We start from the raw sequence: 17,176 nt of genomic DNA on the forward strand, positions 1-17,176 counted from the left end.
TAAAGTAAAACTAGACTTTTACCGTATTTGCAGTTGGTAAAGGTCTAGTTTTTTATCTGGCATTTCTTTTTTGGTATAAAAAATTCAAGGAATGTTTTCTTGACCTGTCAGTCATCATATTGTAAAATTAAATTAGTCTGAGGATGTGCCGCGTGGGACTGCCTGCCTGCGCGGCTCATTGTCTGTTTGCTCATAAATCAGCAGAGCCTTGTCTTTGCTGCTAAAAGCAGACAGTGAAGGATGTAAGCGCATGTACCGCTTAGGCGGTGGACGAGGAATGAGGTTATCGATCAGTCAGCGGATGCCTCACGGCCGGCTGCAGGCCGCAAACCGTGTACAAAGTCCTCCGGTAACGGGGGAGAGAAAAGCACGGTGGCAGAAAGGGCAAAGAATATAATACAGGCTCGCAAGGGAGAAGGTATCAGATACGAGGAAATCTGACGAAGCAGATGATGCCTTATACCTTGCAGCGTAGAGGAGGATTACTACTTATGTGCGGAATTGTAGGTTATATCGGTAATCACGAAGCAGCCCCCTTTTTGCTTGACGGTATGAGCAAGCTAGAGTATCGCGGTTATGATTCTGCCGGCATTGCTGTTTATGAAAACAACAGCATCCGTGTAGAAAAATGTGTAGGCCGTCTTGACGCACTGCGTCAGAAATTAGCGGATAATATGCCTGTGGGCAATGTAGGCATCGGTCACACACGCTGGGCAACACATGGCCGTCCGTCGGATCGCAACGCGCATCCGCATACGGACAGCAGCGGTAAGTTTGTCGTTGTCCATAACGGTATTATTGAAAACTATCTTGGCTTGAAGGAAGAACTGATTGCCAAGGGACATGAATTCCTGTCCGAAACAGACAGTGAGGTTGTAGCTCATCTGATGGCGGACCAATATGACGGAGATTTCGAAGAAACCGTCAAAAAGGTGCTGAAGCTCATCAAGGGTTCCTACAGCTTGGTGTTTATGTGCGAATACGAGCCTGATAAAATCATCTGCACCAAAAAGGATAATCCGCTGATTATCGGCCTGGGTGAGGGTGAAAACTTTATCGCTTCCGATATTCCGGCAATTATCAACCATACGCGCCGTACCTTTATCATGAGCGACGGCGAAATCGCTACGGTAACGGCAGACGGTGTATGGGTGCAGGATATCAACGGAACTCCCATCAGCAAGAAGGTGTTTGTCGTTAACTGGAATGCCGAAGCAGCGGAAAAGGGCGGCTTTGAGCATTTCATGCTGAAGGAAATTTATGAACAGCCCAAGGCTTTGCGCGATACCATGACCAGTCGTCTGGATGCGGCAGCAAAAACCATCGGCTTCCCCGAGCTGAACTGGACAGCCGAGGAGCTGCGGGAAATCAATAAAATCTTTATTGTGGCCTGCGGTACCGCTTACCATGCAGGCATTGTCGGCAAATATTATCTGGAGCAGCTGGCACGTGTGCCGGTTGAGGTGGATATTGCCAGCGAGTTCCGTTACCGCGATCCGCTTGTTGATGGCAACAGCCTGACGATTGTTATCAGCCAGAGCGGTGAAACAAGTGATACACTGGCAGCGCTGCGCGAGGCTAAGCGTCTTGGTTCCCGCACTCTGGCAGTTACAAATGTTGTCGGCAGCTCTATTGCGCGCGAGGCAGACCAGGTTGTTTATACATATGCCGGTCCGGAAATTGCCGTAGCATCTACCAAGGCTTACACTACACAGCTTCTGGCAATGCTGATGCTGGCGATTTATGTAGGCCGTCTGCGCGGCAGCATGAGTGCCGAGCGTGAGCAGGAGCTGGTGCGGGGCCTGACCTTTGTACCCGAGCAGATTCATAAAATGCTTGAAAACGTGGACCAGATTAAGGTGTTTGCGCGTGAATACGGCAGCAGTGAGGATGCCTTCTTCCTGGGACGCAGCCTTGATTATGCCGTAGCGCTTGAAGGTGCGCTGAAGCTGAAGGAAATTTCCTACATTCATGCGGAGGCTTATGCAGCAGGCGAGCTGAAGCACGGCACCTTGGCTTTGATTGTTTCCGGTGTACCGGTAATCGTGCTGGCAACGCAGATGGATGTATATGATAAAACCGTCAGCAACCTGCAGGAGGTTAAGGCGCGCGAGGCTGTGGTTATTGCTATCGGCTTTGAGGGCGACACCTCTCTGGAAAAATATGCGGATCACGTTATCTACATCCCGCGTACGGACAAATATCTGGCACCGCTGATGGCAGTGCTGCCCTTGCAGCTTCTGGCCTACTATGCGGCGCTGACTCGTGGCTGTGATGTTGATAAACCGCGTAATCTCGCAAAGAGTGTAACAGTTGAATAAAAAATAAATTAACGGCGTAACGGATGTAAAAATCTGTTGCGCCGTTTTTGTAATTACAGAGATACGTTGCTTATGTTATACTAATATTAATTTAGCGCGGAAGGGGAACAGAAGCAGATGGCTTATAGCGAGCTTTTTAAAAATTACAGTGATATACGCAATTTTATGCGGCGCTTTTATGTATATGGCTTTGAAAAGCGGCAGGATTTTACCGCCAAAAGCTCCAGAAGCTACGATGATAATCGCCGGCGTCTGGACAGCTGGCTGGAGGATTACATGAGCTTCAAGAGCGAAGCGGACGGCAGAGCCTACCGCATTTCCTTCGACAGCAGCAGTATCAGTCATAATCCTTTGTATAAAAGCTGGAAGGCCAAGAGCTTTACGTCCATGGATATTACGCTGCATTTTTATCTGCTGGATATTCTTGCAGACGGCAAGGCCTATTCGGCGGCAGAGCTGTTGGAGCTGCTGAGCGGCCGTTATTTTAACTGTTTCGATAATCGGCTGCGTCAGCCCGATGAATCGACGGTGCGCAACAAGCTGAATGAATATACTGCGCTGGGAATGCTGCGGCTGGTGAAGCAGGGACGGCGCAATCTTTACTGCCTGGCGCGTGATGAAGTGAACTGGCGCAGTTGGCAGTTTGCCTGCGCCTTCTTTTCCGAGGCGGCGCCTTTGGGAGAGGTTGGCTCCTATCTGCTGGATAAATTTGCCGAGGACTGCGAAGCGTTTGCTTTTAAGCATCACTTTATTCTTTATACTATGGACAGCAGGCTTTTGTTTGAGCTGCTGGAGGCGATGAACAGCAGGCAGTCCGTAACGCTTTACCGCTGTGACAAGGACGGCAGCAGCATACCGCAATATGTTTGTCCTTTGAAAATTTACTGTAGCACAAGGACAGGACGACAGTATCTTTTGAGCTATAGCTATGCTGCACGGAAGCTGTTGTTCAACCGCTTGGACCATATCGAGAGTATTGAGGTTAAACGCGCAGAAGGACGTTATGAGGAGTTTCTGCAGCTGGCCAAAGAGGTGGCGCCGCACATCTGGGGCGCAGGCATGCTCAGGACAGATCGGTTGGAGGAAATCAGCTTTACGGTGGAGGCGGCAGCTGACGAGCAGTTTATTGTGCAGCGCCTGGAGCGCGAAAAGCGCTGCGGAACGGTGCAGCAGCTGGATGCGGAGCATTATTGCTTCAGTGCTGCCGTGTATGATGCGCGTGAGCTATTGCCGTGGATACGCACCTTTATCGGGCGTATTACTGCTTTTAGCTGCAGTAACGAGGAAATAGAGCGCATTTTTTATGATGATCTGGAGCAGACGGCAGCCTATTATCTGCAGGAGGTGCAAGCGGATGGCGAAAAATGACAGCTTTTTTAACGAAATATACGGCACCTATTTTAATGTTGTGAGCAGTATTCTGCGGCAGGCGCAGGAAAAACAGCTGACGAAGGACAGCTTGGAGCTGTTGGTGCGGGAGCAGGCCTTTGCCGACAGCTGCCTGACCATTCCCAAGGCACTGCAGGACGGAAGCTGGCCGCTGCTGCAGAAGGATATGACTACGCCGCTGCGGCATGCACCGGCGATGCCGTTGACAACATTGCAGCGTCGCTGGCTGAAATGCCTGCTGACGGATAAGCGGATACAGCTTTTTGATGTAGATTCCAGCGGACTGGAGAATGTGGAGCCGCTGTTCAGTGAGGAACAGTTTGTGTATTTCGACCGTTACAGCGACGGTGATAATTATGATGATCCCGAGTACAAACAGCATTTTCGCTTGCTGCTGCAGGCGATAACGGAAAAGCGCAGGGTAGAAATCAGCTTTATCAGCGGCAAAAACGAGAGCGTGCGGAAAGAATATCTGCCGCTGCAGCTGGAATATTCGGCGAAGGATGACAAGTTCCGCCTGAAGGCGGTGTGCGAGCGCCATCTGCATTACGTTAATGTGGGGCGCATCAAAAGCTGCAAAATGCTGGAGCAGACGGGTGAGGAGGCCTGCATGCTGCTGGAGCCGGAGCGATGTGCGGTTACCGTCCTGCTGACGGACGAGCGCAATGCTCTGGAGCGGGCGATGCTGCATTTTTCGCATCTGGAAAAGATAACGGAACGCTTGGATGAAAAGCATTATAGGCTGCAGCTGATGTATAACAAAAGTGATGAAACGGAAATGGTTATCCGTATTTTATCCTTCGGACCGTTGCTGCGGGTGCAGGAGGCGGCAGGCTTTATTGAGCTGCTGCGTCACAGGCTGCGTAAGCAGCTGGCGCTGCGGGCGAAGGAGTAAGGGTAAAAATATAATTTGCCGGAAGCTCATTTGATGCCGAAGCCTTATTATAAACCACCGGACCTGTGGAATTTCTGCAGGTTCGGTGTATTTTTTTTGCCTGCTTAACAGTAATTTGCTTTTACGCAATCAACAAATGTGTTATAATTAACAATACATGTCATTTTTGTGAAGAAGTTGAAATTTTTATGTGTAGGTGATGAAATGGAAATGTTTTTGGTGTCTGTGGGCTTCTATGGCATCGGCGTATTAACCATGCTGCTTCCCCACGGCATGCAGCGTGCTGCACACTGGCTTGCTAACAGCGCTGCCCTTTTTGGCAGCGCTGTCTGCGCTTATGCAGCAGGCCTGCTGCTTTTCGGCGGCGTGAGCCCCGCACCCCTGATCTGGGGCTCGTATTCTTTAGGCTGCGATGGCTGGAGCGCAGTCTTTCTGCTTTTGATCGGTATCGCCGGTGTTGTTACCAGCCTGTACGCGCTTGGTTATGCGCGTGGTTATGAGGGCAGTCGTCTGCGCCTTTTGGGAGGTATGTGGTGCCTGTTTATCATGTCTATGGTACTGGTGCTGCTGGCCGGCGATGCCTTCAGCTTCCTGCTTTTCTGGGAGATTATGGCCGTAGCCTCCTTTATGCTGGTTAACCATGAATCCGAAAAGCGTGCTACCTGGAATGCTGCCTATCAGTATCTGGTTATGACCAGCGTAGGTACGGCGGCGATTATGATTGCCTTTTTGCTGACAGGCTCTGCCAGCGAGGGCTTCAGCTTTGCTGCTATGGCCAAGAATACGTTGGATGGCAGTTGGCAGCATCTTGTTTTTGTCTGTGCCTTTGTCGGTTTTGCTTTGAAGGCCGGTCTGGTGCCGCTGCATGTGTGGCTGCCTAAGGCGCATCCGGCAGCACCCAGTCACGTTTCCGCGCTGATGAGCGGTGTTATGCTGAAGATTGCGCTTTATGGCTTCGGTCGTTTTATGTTCAGCTTTTTGCCTGCCTGGAATTACTGGTGGTGCGTTGCTGTACTGCTGGCAGGCGTAGTATCCGCATTTTTGGGCGTACTCTATGCCCAGATGGAAACGGATATCAAGCGCGTGCTTGCTTATTCCTCCGTGGAAAATATGGGCGTAATTTTTGCTGCCTTCGGCTGCGGTATGCTGATGAAGGCTTCCGGCAGCAGCTTTTATATGCTTGGCTTTGTGGCTGCGTTGGTGCATGCCTTTAACCATAGCATTATGAAGGTGCTGATGTTTATGTGTGCCGGCAGTATTATGCACGGTACCGGAAGCAAAAACCTGGAGCTGTTCGGCGGCCTCGCACGCAAAATGCCGTATACCGCTGTTTTTGCTTTCGTCGGCTCGCTGGCACTCGCCGCTATTCCGCTGACGAACGGCTTTACCGGTGAATGGCTGGTGCTGCAGAGCTTTATCAGCCTGGGTACAAGCTGCGCAGGTCAGGATATCCGCCTGTGGACGGCAGTGTCCTTTGTTCTGCTGGGCTTTACCGGAGCACTGGCTCTAGGCTGCTTTGTACGCTTCTTCGGCATCACCTTCCTGGGCCGTGCTCGCAGTGAAATCGTGGAGCATGCGCACGAATCCGATAAATTTATGCTCGCTGCTATGGGCGTAGCATCTGTTTTAGTTGTTGCTTGCGGTCTTTATCCGCTGCCTGTTGTACGTGCAGCAATGCTGGCGTTGGGCATGCCTGTCGCACTTGATGCCTTCGGTATGAATCTGGCGTGGGCCGGTGTAGGCACTGCTGTCTGCTACAAGCCGCTGCTACTCTTGGCTCTGCTGCTGGTACTGGGCGCAGTGCTGTGGCTCGCTGTTAAGGATTGCTTTGTTGTGGAGGATGTTACCTGGAACTGCGGTACCTATCCGACGCAGCGTCAGCAGTATTCCGCAACCGGCTTCAGTAAGCCTGTACGTCGTGCCTTCGATTATCTGCTGAAGCCCAAGCGTCAGGTAACCTACATGCGCAAGGAGCATGCTTACTTCGGCCGTCAGCTTTCCTACAAGCTGGAAATTCCCGATATGATTACAGAAAAGCTTTATCAGCCCCTGCAGAAGCATTTTGTAAGTGTTTCCAACTTCCTGCGCCGTCTGCAGCAGGGCAGTGTGCGTTTATATGTTGCCTATGTTATGGTGGCAATGATGTTGGTACTGGTATGGGGGGCGCTTTATAAATGATTTTAGAGAATGAATTGTTACAGCTGGCCCTCGGTATGGCGCAGGCAGTTTTGCTGCTTTTGTGCGCTCCGCTGGTAACCGGCATTGTTAAAAAGGTAAAGGCCTGGATGCAGAACCGTATCGGCAGCAGCATCTGGCAGGAATATTACGATATCCGCAAATGGTGGGGCAAGCCTACTATGCTTACTCCTTATACCAGCATCACCTTCCGTCTGGCACCCTGCGTATATTTTCTGACGACCTTTGCGGCAGCCTGCATGCTGCCGGGCTTCTTAGGCGGTCAGGCCGGCTTCGGCGACGTTTTTGTATTTGTTTATCTGTTGGCTTTGGGACGCTTCTTTATGGCAGTTTCCTCGATGGATGCAGCCACCGCCTTCGGCGGCATGGGCGGCAGCCGTGAGGTTTATGTGGCAGCCTTCGTTGAGCCTGTGGTAATGCTGGCCGTGCTTTCCAACGTGCTGCACACCAACAGCACCTCGCTGGCAGGCATGAGCCTGCGTATGGATGAGGTCAACCTGACGGTAGCAGGCGTGCTGACCTGCATTGCCTTCTTCCTGGTGCTGCTCGCAGAAAACAGCCGTATCCCGGTTGATAACCCTGATACGCATCTGGAGCTGACGATGATCCATGAATGTATGACACTGGAATATTCCGGCCGTCTGCTGGCGCTCATCCATTGGGCAAGCCAGCTCAAGCTGCTGGTATTCTTAGTGCTTTTCGCTATGCTGTATCTGCCGCTGGATTTGCCGGTTGTATTTAAGGTGCTTATCAGTGCGGTGGCAGTAGGCGTAGTAGAAACCTTGAACAATAAGATGCGCCTTTTCAAGGTGCGTGTATATCTGGCCGCAGCAGGCCTGATGCTGCTGTTGGCAGTAGTGGCACAGTAAGGAGGTAACGATGGAATATTTGGTTGTAAGTTTAATGTTTATCGTTTTCCTGCAGACGCGCTTTGTGGAGCTGCGCCGCGCAACTCTGTGCCTGGCGCTGCAGTCTGCACTGATTGCGGCAGCCTGCCTCGTCGTAGGCATGAGCCATGGCAGCGGCCTGCATGCCTGGCTGCCCGGTGTGCTGACGATTGCCGTTAAGGTGCTCTTTATTCCTTACGCTATTTTGCGCGTGGTAAATCAGCTGCGCGATGAGCGTGAAATTGTCAGTGATATCAATGTTAACTATTCCACTGCTTTTGCAGCCTGCAGTCTGGCACTCGGCTACATGGTAATTGACGGTCTGCTGCCGCAGGCAGAGGGACGCGATATTTTAGCGACCTCTATGTTTATGATTATGACCGGTCTGGCGCTGATTGTTATGCGCAGCCGTGCCATTATGCAGATGATCGGCCTGATTACCTTGGAAAACGGCATTTACCTGCTCGGTCTGATTATGACGGAAGGCTTGCCGCTGATTATCGAGCTGGGTATTTTCCTTGATGTGCTAATTGCTGTTGTTATTCTTGTTATTTTAACCTCGCGTCTGCGTCTGTCGTTTAAAACGACGGATACAAATGTGCTGGACAAGCTGAAAGGGTAGGGAATGTAATGTTAACATATATTTTGATACTGTTATGCCTGTCACCCTTGTGCGCGGTGCTGGCACTGGCTGCGGGCTTCGGCAATAATATCCTGCATTGGCTGCACCGCCTGACGGCAACTGCGGTAGGTGTGTGCGTAGCGCTGATGGCAAAGTCCTTTAATCCCGCTGTGCCCTATGTAGACGATTATTTTTACATTGATGCGTTGAATATGTGGGTAATCATTATTATTACCACACTTTATCTGGCAGCGACCTGGACTGCGCGTAATTATCTTACGCGTGAAGAGCGCTGCGGCGTACTCAAGGGCGAGCAGCTGCAGACCGGCCGTTACTTTGCACTGATGCAGCTTTTCTGCTGGACGATGTTCATCGTACTGCTGGTAAAAAACTTGGGTCTGATGTGGGTAGCCATCGAAGCGACTACCTTAATCAGTGCGTTGCTCATTTCCTTTAAATTCACCCGCGCTGCTTTGGAAGCAACGTGGAAATACATCATGGTTTGTACCGTCGGCATTTGTCTGGCACTTTTGGGTACACTGGTGCTGTATTATGCACAGCTTGATGCGTTGGGCGGCGAAAAGGCGCTCAGCTGGCTGTACCTGCATGAGCATGCCAAAAGCCTGAACCCGGCTATGACTAAGCTGGCACTGCTGTTTATCGTTATCGGCTACGGTACGAAGGCAGGCATGGCGCCGATGCATACCTGGCTGCCTGATGCCTACGCCGAGGCTCCGTCGCTGACCAGCGGTATGCTGAGCGGTGCACTCTGCAGCTGTGCTATCTATGTATTGCTGCGTAATCTGGTTATCCTGCTGCCGACAGCAGGCGCTGCGATGATGAGCAGCATGCTGCTGTTCTTTGCCGTGCTGACTGTGGCCATTGCGGTACCTTTCGTTGTTGTACAGCGCGACGTTAAGCGTATTCTGGCTTATTCCTCCATGGAAAACATCGGCATTATGGTTGCCGGTATCGGCGTCTTTTCCGCTTTTTCCCTGAAGGCTGTAATGCTGCATATGTACAGCCATGCGATGATTAAGTTTGTTCTGTTCTATATTGCCGGCACTATTATCCAAGAATATCAGACACGTAATATGATGCGTATTCATGGTATGATTAAGGATGTACCGCATACCGCGACCTTCTGGCTTTTGGGTATGCTGGGCATTTTGGGCCTGCCGCCGATGGGCCTTTTCTTCAGTAAGTTTTACATTATGGCGTCCATGTTCCGTGAGGGACATTGGGTAGCAGGCAGTCTGCTGATTATCCTGCTGGCCGGCGTTTTAATCGGTATTTTGTACCACGGCATGCGTATGCTGTGCGATAAATCGAAGCGTCAGCCCTTGGGCGATTTGCTGGGCGCGACCGACGTATCTGTGCTGGCTGTGCTGCTGCTTTTGACCTGCGTAGTGGGTGCCGGCTTTGAAAATATTCCCTGGCTCAACAATCTGCTGAACCAGGCTGTGCGGATTATAGGAGGCTGAGATAATGCTAGTTAAACCGGAAAATTTGCGTGGTGCTGCCAATATCTGCAGTGACAGCGGCAAGCGTCCGCTGGCTGCTATGTTCGGCGCAGACGAAACGCTGCAGGGCGGCGGTCTGGCCATCTACTGCCTGTTCTATAATGCTGCCAAACGCGATATTGATGTTTTGAAGGCTCCGTTCCCCGCGGATGGTCCTCTGGAATATCAGTCGCTGACTACGCTGCTGCCGGCTGCTGCTTGGTATGAGCGTGAGCTGCATGATATGTTCGGCTTCGAGCCGCAGGGACATCCCGATATGCGTCCGCTGGTGCTGCATGAGAGCTTTCCCGAAGGCTTTCATCCGCTGCTGAAAAAATATCCTAAGAATTACGATGCACGCGGAAATCGTGAATACGAAATGCTTACCTCTCAGGGCGAAGGCCTCTTTGAGGTTCCTGTAGGTCCTATCCACGCAGGCATCATCGAGCCCGGTCATTTCCGCTTCAGTCAGGCAGGCGAGGCTATGCTGCAGCTGGATGCCAAGCTGTTCTTTACCCATCGCGGCATTGAAAAGGCTGTCGAAGGTCTTACTCCGATGGAGGCACTGCCGATTGTAGAACGCATCTGCGGTGCCTGCAGTGTAGCAAATACGCTGAGCTTCTGTCAGGCGGTGGAAAAATGTTCGGAGGCGGAGGTGCCTTACCGTGCGTGGTTAATCCGTACACTGGCTGCGGAGATGGAGCGCTTGTATAACCATGTGGGCGATACGGGCAATATTTGCGCCGGTGTCGGCTTCTCGCCTGTAATCAGCATGGGGGCGCGTCTGAAGGAATACCTGATGCAGCTTAACGAAATGCTGGCAGGCAACCGTTTCCTGCGCGGCCTGATTATCCCCGGCGGTGTGCAGTACGATGTTACTGACGCAATGTTGGAGGAAATCGAGGAGGTTCTGCGTGAGGTAGAGGCTGTTTATGCCGATATGGTGCATATCATGTGGGAGCAGGCGAACTTCGTCAACCGTATCCGTACCACCGGCAGAGTGCGTCCGGAAACTGCCTTTGATCTGGCTATGGTAGGCGTGGGTGCGCGTGCCAGCGGCAGTACCCGTGACAGCCGTAAGGATATCGGCTACGGTATTTATGATGAGCTTGATTTTGAGGTTATTACGGAAACAGCTGGCGATGTCGAAGCACGTATCAAGGTGCGTATCGGTGAGGTTGCCCAAAGCCTGAAGATGGTGCGCCAGCTTATCAGCAAGCTGCGCCGCAACGCGGAAACGCAGCTGGCGGTAGAGCTGGGCGAGCTGCAGCAGGAGGAAGGTCATTTTACCTGGGGCATCAGTGAATCTGCCCGCGGTGACAATCTGCACTGCCTGCTGTTGGATAAGGAAGGCCGCATAGAACGCCTGTTTGTGCGCAGTGCCTCCTATCCTAACTGGCCTGCGCTGACTGTGGCGGTACAGGGCGACATCATCCCGGACTTCCCGTTAATAAATAAGAGCTTTGAGTTATGCTATGCCTGCATAGACCGCTAAGGAGGTGGCAAGATGTTAAAAATGCTGGAGGCAATTTTTCACGGAAAGATTGCTACCGAAAATATTGATACTACGGGCCACAAGCGTCTGCGTGGTCAGCTGCAGTGCGACGGCGGCTGTGACGGCTGCGGTGCCTGTGCCGCTGCCTGCCCGGTCGGCGCTGTGAGTGTGGCTGACGGTAAAGCAAAAATAGATTACAGTAAGTGCGTTTTCTGCGGACGCTGTGTGGAGGCCTGCGCGCGTAAGGCGCTGGTGCATACGAACCATGATGCTTTGGCGCAGATTCTGGCTGACAGTGCCGTGGAGGTCAGCGAGGCTGTTACGGCAAAGCTGGGACGCTCTCTGCATGTACGTCATCTTGACGCTGGCAGCTGCAATGCCTGCGACTTTGAGCTGGGTGCGATGAGCAATCCTGTTTATGATTTACACCGTTACGGTATCGCCTTCGTTGCTTCTCCGCGTCATGCGGATATGCTGATGGTTACCGGCGTAGTTACGCGCAACCTGGAGCAGGCGCTGCGTATGACCTATGACGCTATGCCTGAACCGAAAATGGTTATGGCTTGCGGTGCCTGTGCCTGTGGCGGCGAAACCTATGGCAGCACTTATGCTGTTGTAGGACGTGCGGCTGACGTGGTGCCGGTTGATATTGCTGTGCCTGGATGCCCGCCGCGACCTGCTGCTATTATTGTGGCTTTGTGTGCTGCGGCAGACATGCTGAAGGAAAGAATGTAACCTTGTTTGAAAAAAGAATTAATCAGTATTTTATTACACTGATTAATTCTTTTTTTGGCTCATTGTATAATGAAATTGCACACCTGAAAAATTGAATAAAAATAGTCCATTGTGATACCTTTGTGTTAAGATTAAGTTTCTACACAAAAACTAACTAAGGAGTAATCACAATGGACTACACCAAAGATATCACAAATCATCAAAAAGGTAAACACTTTTCTTTAGGAGACCGCAGGGAATTACAAGGAATTCTGTCTGACAGCTCTAAACAGTATTCTCTTCGTCAGCTGGCAAAGTATTTTAACTGTGCTCCAAATACTATCAGGAATGAACTCAAGCGTGGTGCTCATCCTCATACCGGTAGATATGGAGCTGCTCGTGCTCAACGTGCCTATATTGCTAGCCATAGCAACAGTATTTGCAAGTCTAAAAGATTTCTTACAAGTAATTTTGTTACTTGGACTGTTCGAAAAGTATTGCAAGAACACTGGTCTTTGGATGCCTGCCATGGCTATGCCCTAGACAATCATCTATTTCCTCTCAAAGAAATTGTGTGCGTAAAGACTCTCTATAACTATGTAGATTCCATGCTGCTTAGATTGCGCAACATTGACCTTCCATTAAAGGTAAGAAGACGTAAAACAACCCGCAGCATAAAGAAAAATCTGAAGCATATGGGTCGCAGCATAGACGAGAGGGATTCTAATGTGGATGAACGCAATGAATTCGGTCATTGGGAAATAGATACTGTTATAGGAAGTAAAAGCAAGAGTGACAACGTGGTGTTGACTCTTGTGGAACGTATAACACGCAAGTATATCGCACTGAAAATAACTAGTAAAACATCCTTTGCTGTTAACGAAGGCATTGCTTACCTAAAGGAATACTATGGTACTAAATTCAGTCAGGTGTTTAAGACAATTACTAGCGATAATGGAAGCGAGTTTGCAGAACTCTCGCAAATAGAGAATGACACTTCTATAAAAATATACTTCGCACATCCTTACAGTTCTTGGGAAAGAGGCAGTAATGAGCGCCATAATGGTTTGCTCAGAAGATTCATCCGAAAAAGAAAGAGGATGGACAATTATAGCTACGAAGATATTATGTTTATCGCTGATTGGTGTAATTCACTTCCAAGGAAGATTCTGGGATATAAAACTCCAGATGAACTGTTTGACTTTGAGTTGGATAAGATCTATGCATCTTAATTTTCAAAAAGTGTGCAACTTCTTATTGCAATTTAGATAATTCTTTTTTTGCATTTTTATACTTGTACTCTGCTGTAATACGTGATAATATATAGAAAATCAGTTACGTTAGATAAACTGATATGGGGAATACAAATGAGGGGGTTTGAAAAATGATTGTTTTTAGACCGGCAACTTTCAGCGATGTAGAACATATACACAAATTGCTGAATTATTATGCAAAGGAAGGCTTGATGCTGCCACGTGCGCGCAATGCGATTTATGAGAATCTGCGCGATTATATTTTAGCGGTGGAAAACAACCGCTTGTTGGGTTGCGGTGCGCTGCATTTTGTCTGGGACCGCTTTGCGGAAATCCGCTCGCTGGCGGTGGAACCGAGCTTGCAGAAAACAGGTATAGGCCGTCAGCTGGTGGAGCATTTGGAAAAGGAGGGCATTGAGCGCGGAGTGACGATGTTTTTCACTCTGACCTATCAGCCGGGATTTTTTGCCAAGTGCGATTATATTGAAACAGCGAAGGATAAGCTGCCGCAGAAGGTATGGAAAGAATGCGTGTATTGTCCGCAGTATCCGTACTGCAATGAGATTGCTTTCATCAAGACAACAGTTGATTATGAGCCGTCGCAAATCAAATTCTAAAATTTAAGGGCTGCCGTGCACATTTGTCATCGCTGATGACGAGGCTGCGCTGAGGGCAGCTCTTTTATTTTTTTGCATCGAATGTTAAAATAAAAAGACAGAGTATAAATTTTACACAGTAATTTTACCGTTGTTATACCGGATAAATTTACGGAAAAGAGGTTGATTTTATGAAATTATATTCCTGGAATGTTAACGGTTTGCGTGCCTGCATGACGAAGGGCTTTGCCGATTTTTTGCAGGAGGCTGCGCCGGATATTATTTGCCTGCAGGAAACGAAGATGCAGCGTGAGCAGGCTGATTTTGTGTTCCCCGGCTATGAGGAGTATTGGAACAGTGCGGAGCGCAAGGGCTACAGCGGTACTGCTGTGTTTACGAGGGTTAAGCCTTTGGCTGTTACCTATGGCTTGGGACAGGAGGAGCACGATAAGGAAGGCCGTGTGATTACGCTGGAGTTTGCGAGCTTTTATCTGGTGACGGTGTATACGCCTAATTCCAAGGATGGGCTGGCGCGTCTTGATTACCGCATGGTGTGGGAGGATGTGTTCCGCGCTTATCTGCAGGAGCTGGATGCGAAGAAGCCGGTTGTTGTCTGCGGTGATCTGAATGTGGCGGCTGAGGAGATTGATTTGAAGAATCCTAAGACTAACCGCAGGAATGCAGGCTTTACGGACGAGGAGCGCGCTAAGTTCCGTGAGCTGAAGGCCGCTGGATTTACGGACAGCTTCCGTTATCTGCATCCGGAGGAGGTTAAGTACAGCTGGTGGAGCTATCGCTTTAAGGCGCGCGAGAAGAATGCGGGTTGGCGTATTGATTATTTTGTGGTGTCGGACAGGATTGCGGATAAGTTGCAGAGTGCGGAGATTCACAATGAGGTTTTCGGCAGCGACCATTGTCCGGTAAGTATTGAGCTGGATGTGTAAGGGTTGAGTCTGGCGTTGCAATTGCATATTTTGTACTTTCATTTTTACGGTTTTGGTTATTGTTTTTTAGTTGGTGATGAACATGGATTTTAAAATTCAGGCTCCGTTTGAGCCTGCCGGCGACCAGCCGCAGGCGATTGCCAACCTGGCGGAGGGCGTAGAGCAGGGCCTGCGCACGCAGGTTTTGCTGGGCGCAACGGGTACAGGTAAGACGTATACGATTGCGCAGGTAATCAATAAGGTGCGCAAGCCGACGCTGGTGATTGCGCATAATAAGACGCTGGCGGCACAGCTGGCGAGTGAGCTGAAGGCGTTCTTCCCGGAGAATGCGGTGGAATATTTTGTTTCGTATTATGATTATTATCAGCCGGAGGCGTATATTCCCCAGTCGGATACGTATATTGAGAAGGATGCTTCGATTAACGATGAGATTGATAAGCTGCGCCACAGTGCGACCAGCGCTTTGTTTGAGCGCAAGGATGTTATTATCGTAGCCAGCGTTTCCTGTATTTACGGCTTAGGCGCTCCGCAGGAGTATTATGATATGGTGCTGTCGCTGCGCTTGGGGCAGATTATCGACCGCCAGAAGATTTTACATAAGCTGGTGGAGATTCAGTATACGCGCAATGATATTGATTTTAAGCGCGGCACCTTCCGTGTGCGCGGTGACGTGATTGAGGTTATTCCGGCGGCCTACGGCGAGAAGGCAGTGCGTATTGAAATGTTCGATGATGAGGTTGACCGCATTGTGGAATTTGATGTGCTGACGGGCGAGATTCTGGCGCAGCGCAATCATGTGGCAATTTTCCCGGCGAGCCACTATGTAACGAGCCGTGAGAATCTTGAACGCGCTATGAATGATATCCGCGAGGAGCTGGACGAGCGCCTGGATGAGCTGAATAAGCATGGCAGGCTGCTGGAGGCACAGCGTCTTGAGCAGCGTACGAATTATGACCTCGAGATGATGCAGGAGATGGGCTATTGCTCCGGCATCGAAAACTATTCGCGCCATCTGGCTGGCCGTAAGGCCGGTGAGCCGCCGTTTACGCTGGTAAATTATTTTCCTAAGGATTTTTTGCTGGTAGTGGATGAGTCGCATGTAACGCTGCCGCAGATTCGCGCTATGTATGCCGGTGACCGCTCGCGTAAGGAGATGCTGGTGGAGCATGGCTTCCGTCTGCCTTCGGCCTATGATAACAGACCGCTGACCTTTGATGAGTTTCAGGCACAGATTAAGCAGGCGATTTATGTTTCTGCTACGCCGGCGAAGTATGAGCTGGAGCAGGCGGACAATGTTGTCGAGCAGATTATTCGTCCGACCGGACTGCTGGACCCGCAGATTGAAATCCGCCCGATTAAGGGACAGATTGACGATTTGTTGGGCGAAATAAACAAGGTTGCCGCCGCAGGCGAGCGTGTGCTGGTGACTACGCTGACGAAGCGCATGGCGGAGGACCTGACGGAATATCTGAAGCAAGCAGGGGTGCGTGTGCGCTACCTGCATTCGGAAATCGCCACGATTGAAAGAGCGGAGATCATCGACAGCCTGCGTGCCGGTAAGTTTGACGTGCTGGTAGGCATTAACCTGCTGCGTGAAGGCCTTGATTTGCCCGAGGTATCGCTGATTGCGATTCTGGATGCCGATAAGGAAGGCTTTTTGCGCAGTGATACGGCGATGATTCAGACTATCGGACGCGCTGCGCGTAATGCTCACGGTCGTGTTATTATGTATGCCGACCGTATTACCGACAGCATGCAGCGGGCGATAGACGAAACTAATCGCCGCCGTGAAAAGCAGCAGGCGTACAACGAGGAGCACCACATTACGCCTAAGACGATTTACAAGGAGCAGCGCCAGCTGATTAAGCTGACGAAGGTGGCAGACACCGAGGAGGCAACGTCCTATGGTAGCAGTAAGAAGCTGAAGCAGAAATCAACTAAGGAGCTGAACACGCTGGCCCGCGAGCTGGAAAGACGGATGCAGGAGGCGGCGAAGGCGTTGGATTTCGAGGCGGCGGCCGAGCTGCGTGACCAGCTGATTATCGTCAAAGGACAGCTGGGGCAGAAGCTGGTGCCGAAGAAAAAGAAAAAATAAATGCCGATGCGGAAGTTTGACTTTTCCTGTTTGGCGTTATATAATATACAATATATTTTTATTCAAATTCTGTGAAGCGGAGCAGTAGTCTGCAGTATCTTACAGAAAGTCGGCGGTTGATGCGAGCCGGCAGTTAGGGCAGATGAACTCACCGTGAAGAAGCCGCAAGGAAATGTGCGGACGTGATGCTGCGTTAAGGCTAATTGAGTGGCGGCTGTAGCCGCAATCAGGGTGGTACCGCGAATTTTTCGTCCCTGACCTTCTTTA

At 50.4% G+C, this 17,176-nt stretch carries 13 protein-coding genes and 1 other annotated feature; all 13 genes read left to right on the forward strand.

What is annotated here, in order from left to right; translation table 11 throughout:
- The first annotated feature begins 491 nt into the window (after positions 1–491).
- The 13 genes from glmS to uvrB all read left to right on the forward strand — a co-directional run bounded on the left by glmS (position 492) and on the right by uvrB (position 16,909).
- On the forward strand, positions 492–2,321 hold the full coding sequence (gene glmS, locus M5E81_RS03415; RefSeq protein ID WP_040565233.1) for a glutamine--fructose-6-phosphate transaminase (isomerizing): 1,830 nt from the start codon (positions 492–494) through the stop codon (positions 2,319–2,321).
- Positions 2,322–2,438: 117 nt separating this feature from the next.
- Positions 2,439–3,689 (forward strand): WYL domain-containing protein, encoded by a 1,251-nt coding sequence (locus M5E81_RS03420; protein WP_249747878.1) that lies wholly within the window; start codon positions 2,439–2,441, stop codon positions 3,687–3,689.
- Entirely contained in the window at positions 3,676–4,605 is a 930-nt protein-coding gene (locus M5E81_RS03425; RefSeq protein WP_249747879.1) for a WYL domain-containing protein, read from the forward strand. Before M5E81_RS03420 ends, M5E81_RS03425 begins: the two co-directional genes overlap by 14 nt.
- Positions 4,606–4,809: 204 nt before the next feature.
- Positions 4,810–6,783, forward strand: coding sequence for a proton-conducting transporter transmembrane domain-containing protein (locus tag M5E81_RS03430; protein WP_249747880.1), 1,974 nt, complete (start codon positions 4,810–4,812; stop codon positions 6,781–6,783).
- Positions 6,780–7,670: a respiratory chain complex I subunit 1 family protein gene (locus tag M5E81_RS03435; protein ID WP_249747881.1), complete on the forward strand. Its 891-nt coding sequence runs from the start codon at positions 6,780–6,782 to the stop codon at positions 7,668–7,670. The genes M5E81_RS03430 and M5E81_RS03435 overlap by 4 nt, the downstream gene beginning before the upstream one ends.
- A 10-nt stretch (positions 7,671–7,680) precedes the next feature.
- Complete coding sequence (locus M5E81_RS03440) at positions 7,681–8,310, forward strand: hypothetical protein (RefSeq protein ID WP_021720884.1); 630 nt, start codon at positions 7,681–7,683, stop codon at positions 8,308–8,310.
- An 8-nt stretch (positions 8,311–8,318) separates the two neighbouring features.
- Positions 8,319–9,794, forward strand: a complete 1,476-nt coding sequence (locus tag M5E81_RS03445; protein ID WP_249747882.1) for a proton-conducting transporter transmembrane domain-containing protein — start codon at positions 8,319–8,321, stop codon at positions 9,792–9,794.
- A 4-nt stretch (positions 9,795–9,798) separates the two neighbouring features.
- Positions 9,799–11,307: a hydrogenase large subunit gene (locus M5E81_RS03450; RefSeq protein WP_249747883.1), complete on the forward strand. Its 1,509-nt coding sequence runs from the start codon at positions 9,799–9,801 to the stop codon at positions 11,305–11,307.
- A 12-nt stretch (positions 11,308–11,319) separates the two neighbouring features.
- Positions 11,320–12,042, forward strand: coding sequence for an NADH-quinone oxidoreductase subunit NuoB (nuoB, locus tag M5E81_RS03455; RefSeq protein ID WP_009145861.1), 723 nt, complete (start codon positions 11,320–11,322; stop codon positions 12,040–12,042).
- A gap of 170 nt (positions 12,043–12,212) precedes the next feature.
- Entirely contained in the window at positions 12,213–13,253 is a 1,041-nt protein-coding gene (locus tag M5E81_RS03460) for an IS30 family transposase (RefSeq protein WP_249747149.1), read from the forward strand.
- A 155-nt stretch (positions 13,254–13,408) separates the two neighbouring features.
- Positions 13,409–13,891 (forward strand): N-acetyltransferase, encoded by a 483-nt coding sequence (locus M5E81_RS03465; RefSeq protein ID WP_044484792.1) that lies wholly within the window; start codon positions 13,409–13,411, stop codon positions 13,889–13,891.
- A gap of 170 nt (positions 13,892–14,061) precedes the next feature.
- Positions 14,062–14,814 carry an exodeoxyribonuclease III gene (locus M5E81_RS03470; protein WP_249747884.1) on the forward strand — a complete coding sequence of 251 codons (753 nt, stop codon included), beginning with the start codon at positions 14,062–14,064 and terminating at the stop codon, positions 14,812–14,814.
- An 82-nt stretch (positions 14,815–14,896) separates the two neighbouring features.
- A complete protein-coding gene (uvrB, locus tag M5E81_RS03475) occupies positions 14,897–16,909 on the forward strand; it encodes an excinuclease ABC subunit UvrB (RefSeq protein WP_302178449.1) in 2,013 nt (670 codons plus the stop codon).
- Between the two features lie 62 nt (positions 16,910–16,971).
- Positions 16,972–17,168: a binding site (T-box leader), on the forward strand.
- Positions 17,169–17,176 lie beyond the last annotated feature (8 nt).

Source organism: Phascolarctobacterium succinatutens (assembly GCF_023497905.1).
Lineage (GTDB): Bacteria > Bacillota > Negativicutes > Acidaminococcales > Acidaminococcaceae > Phascolarctobacterium_A > Phascolarctobacterium_A succinatutens.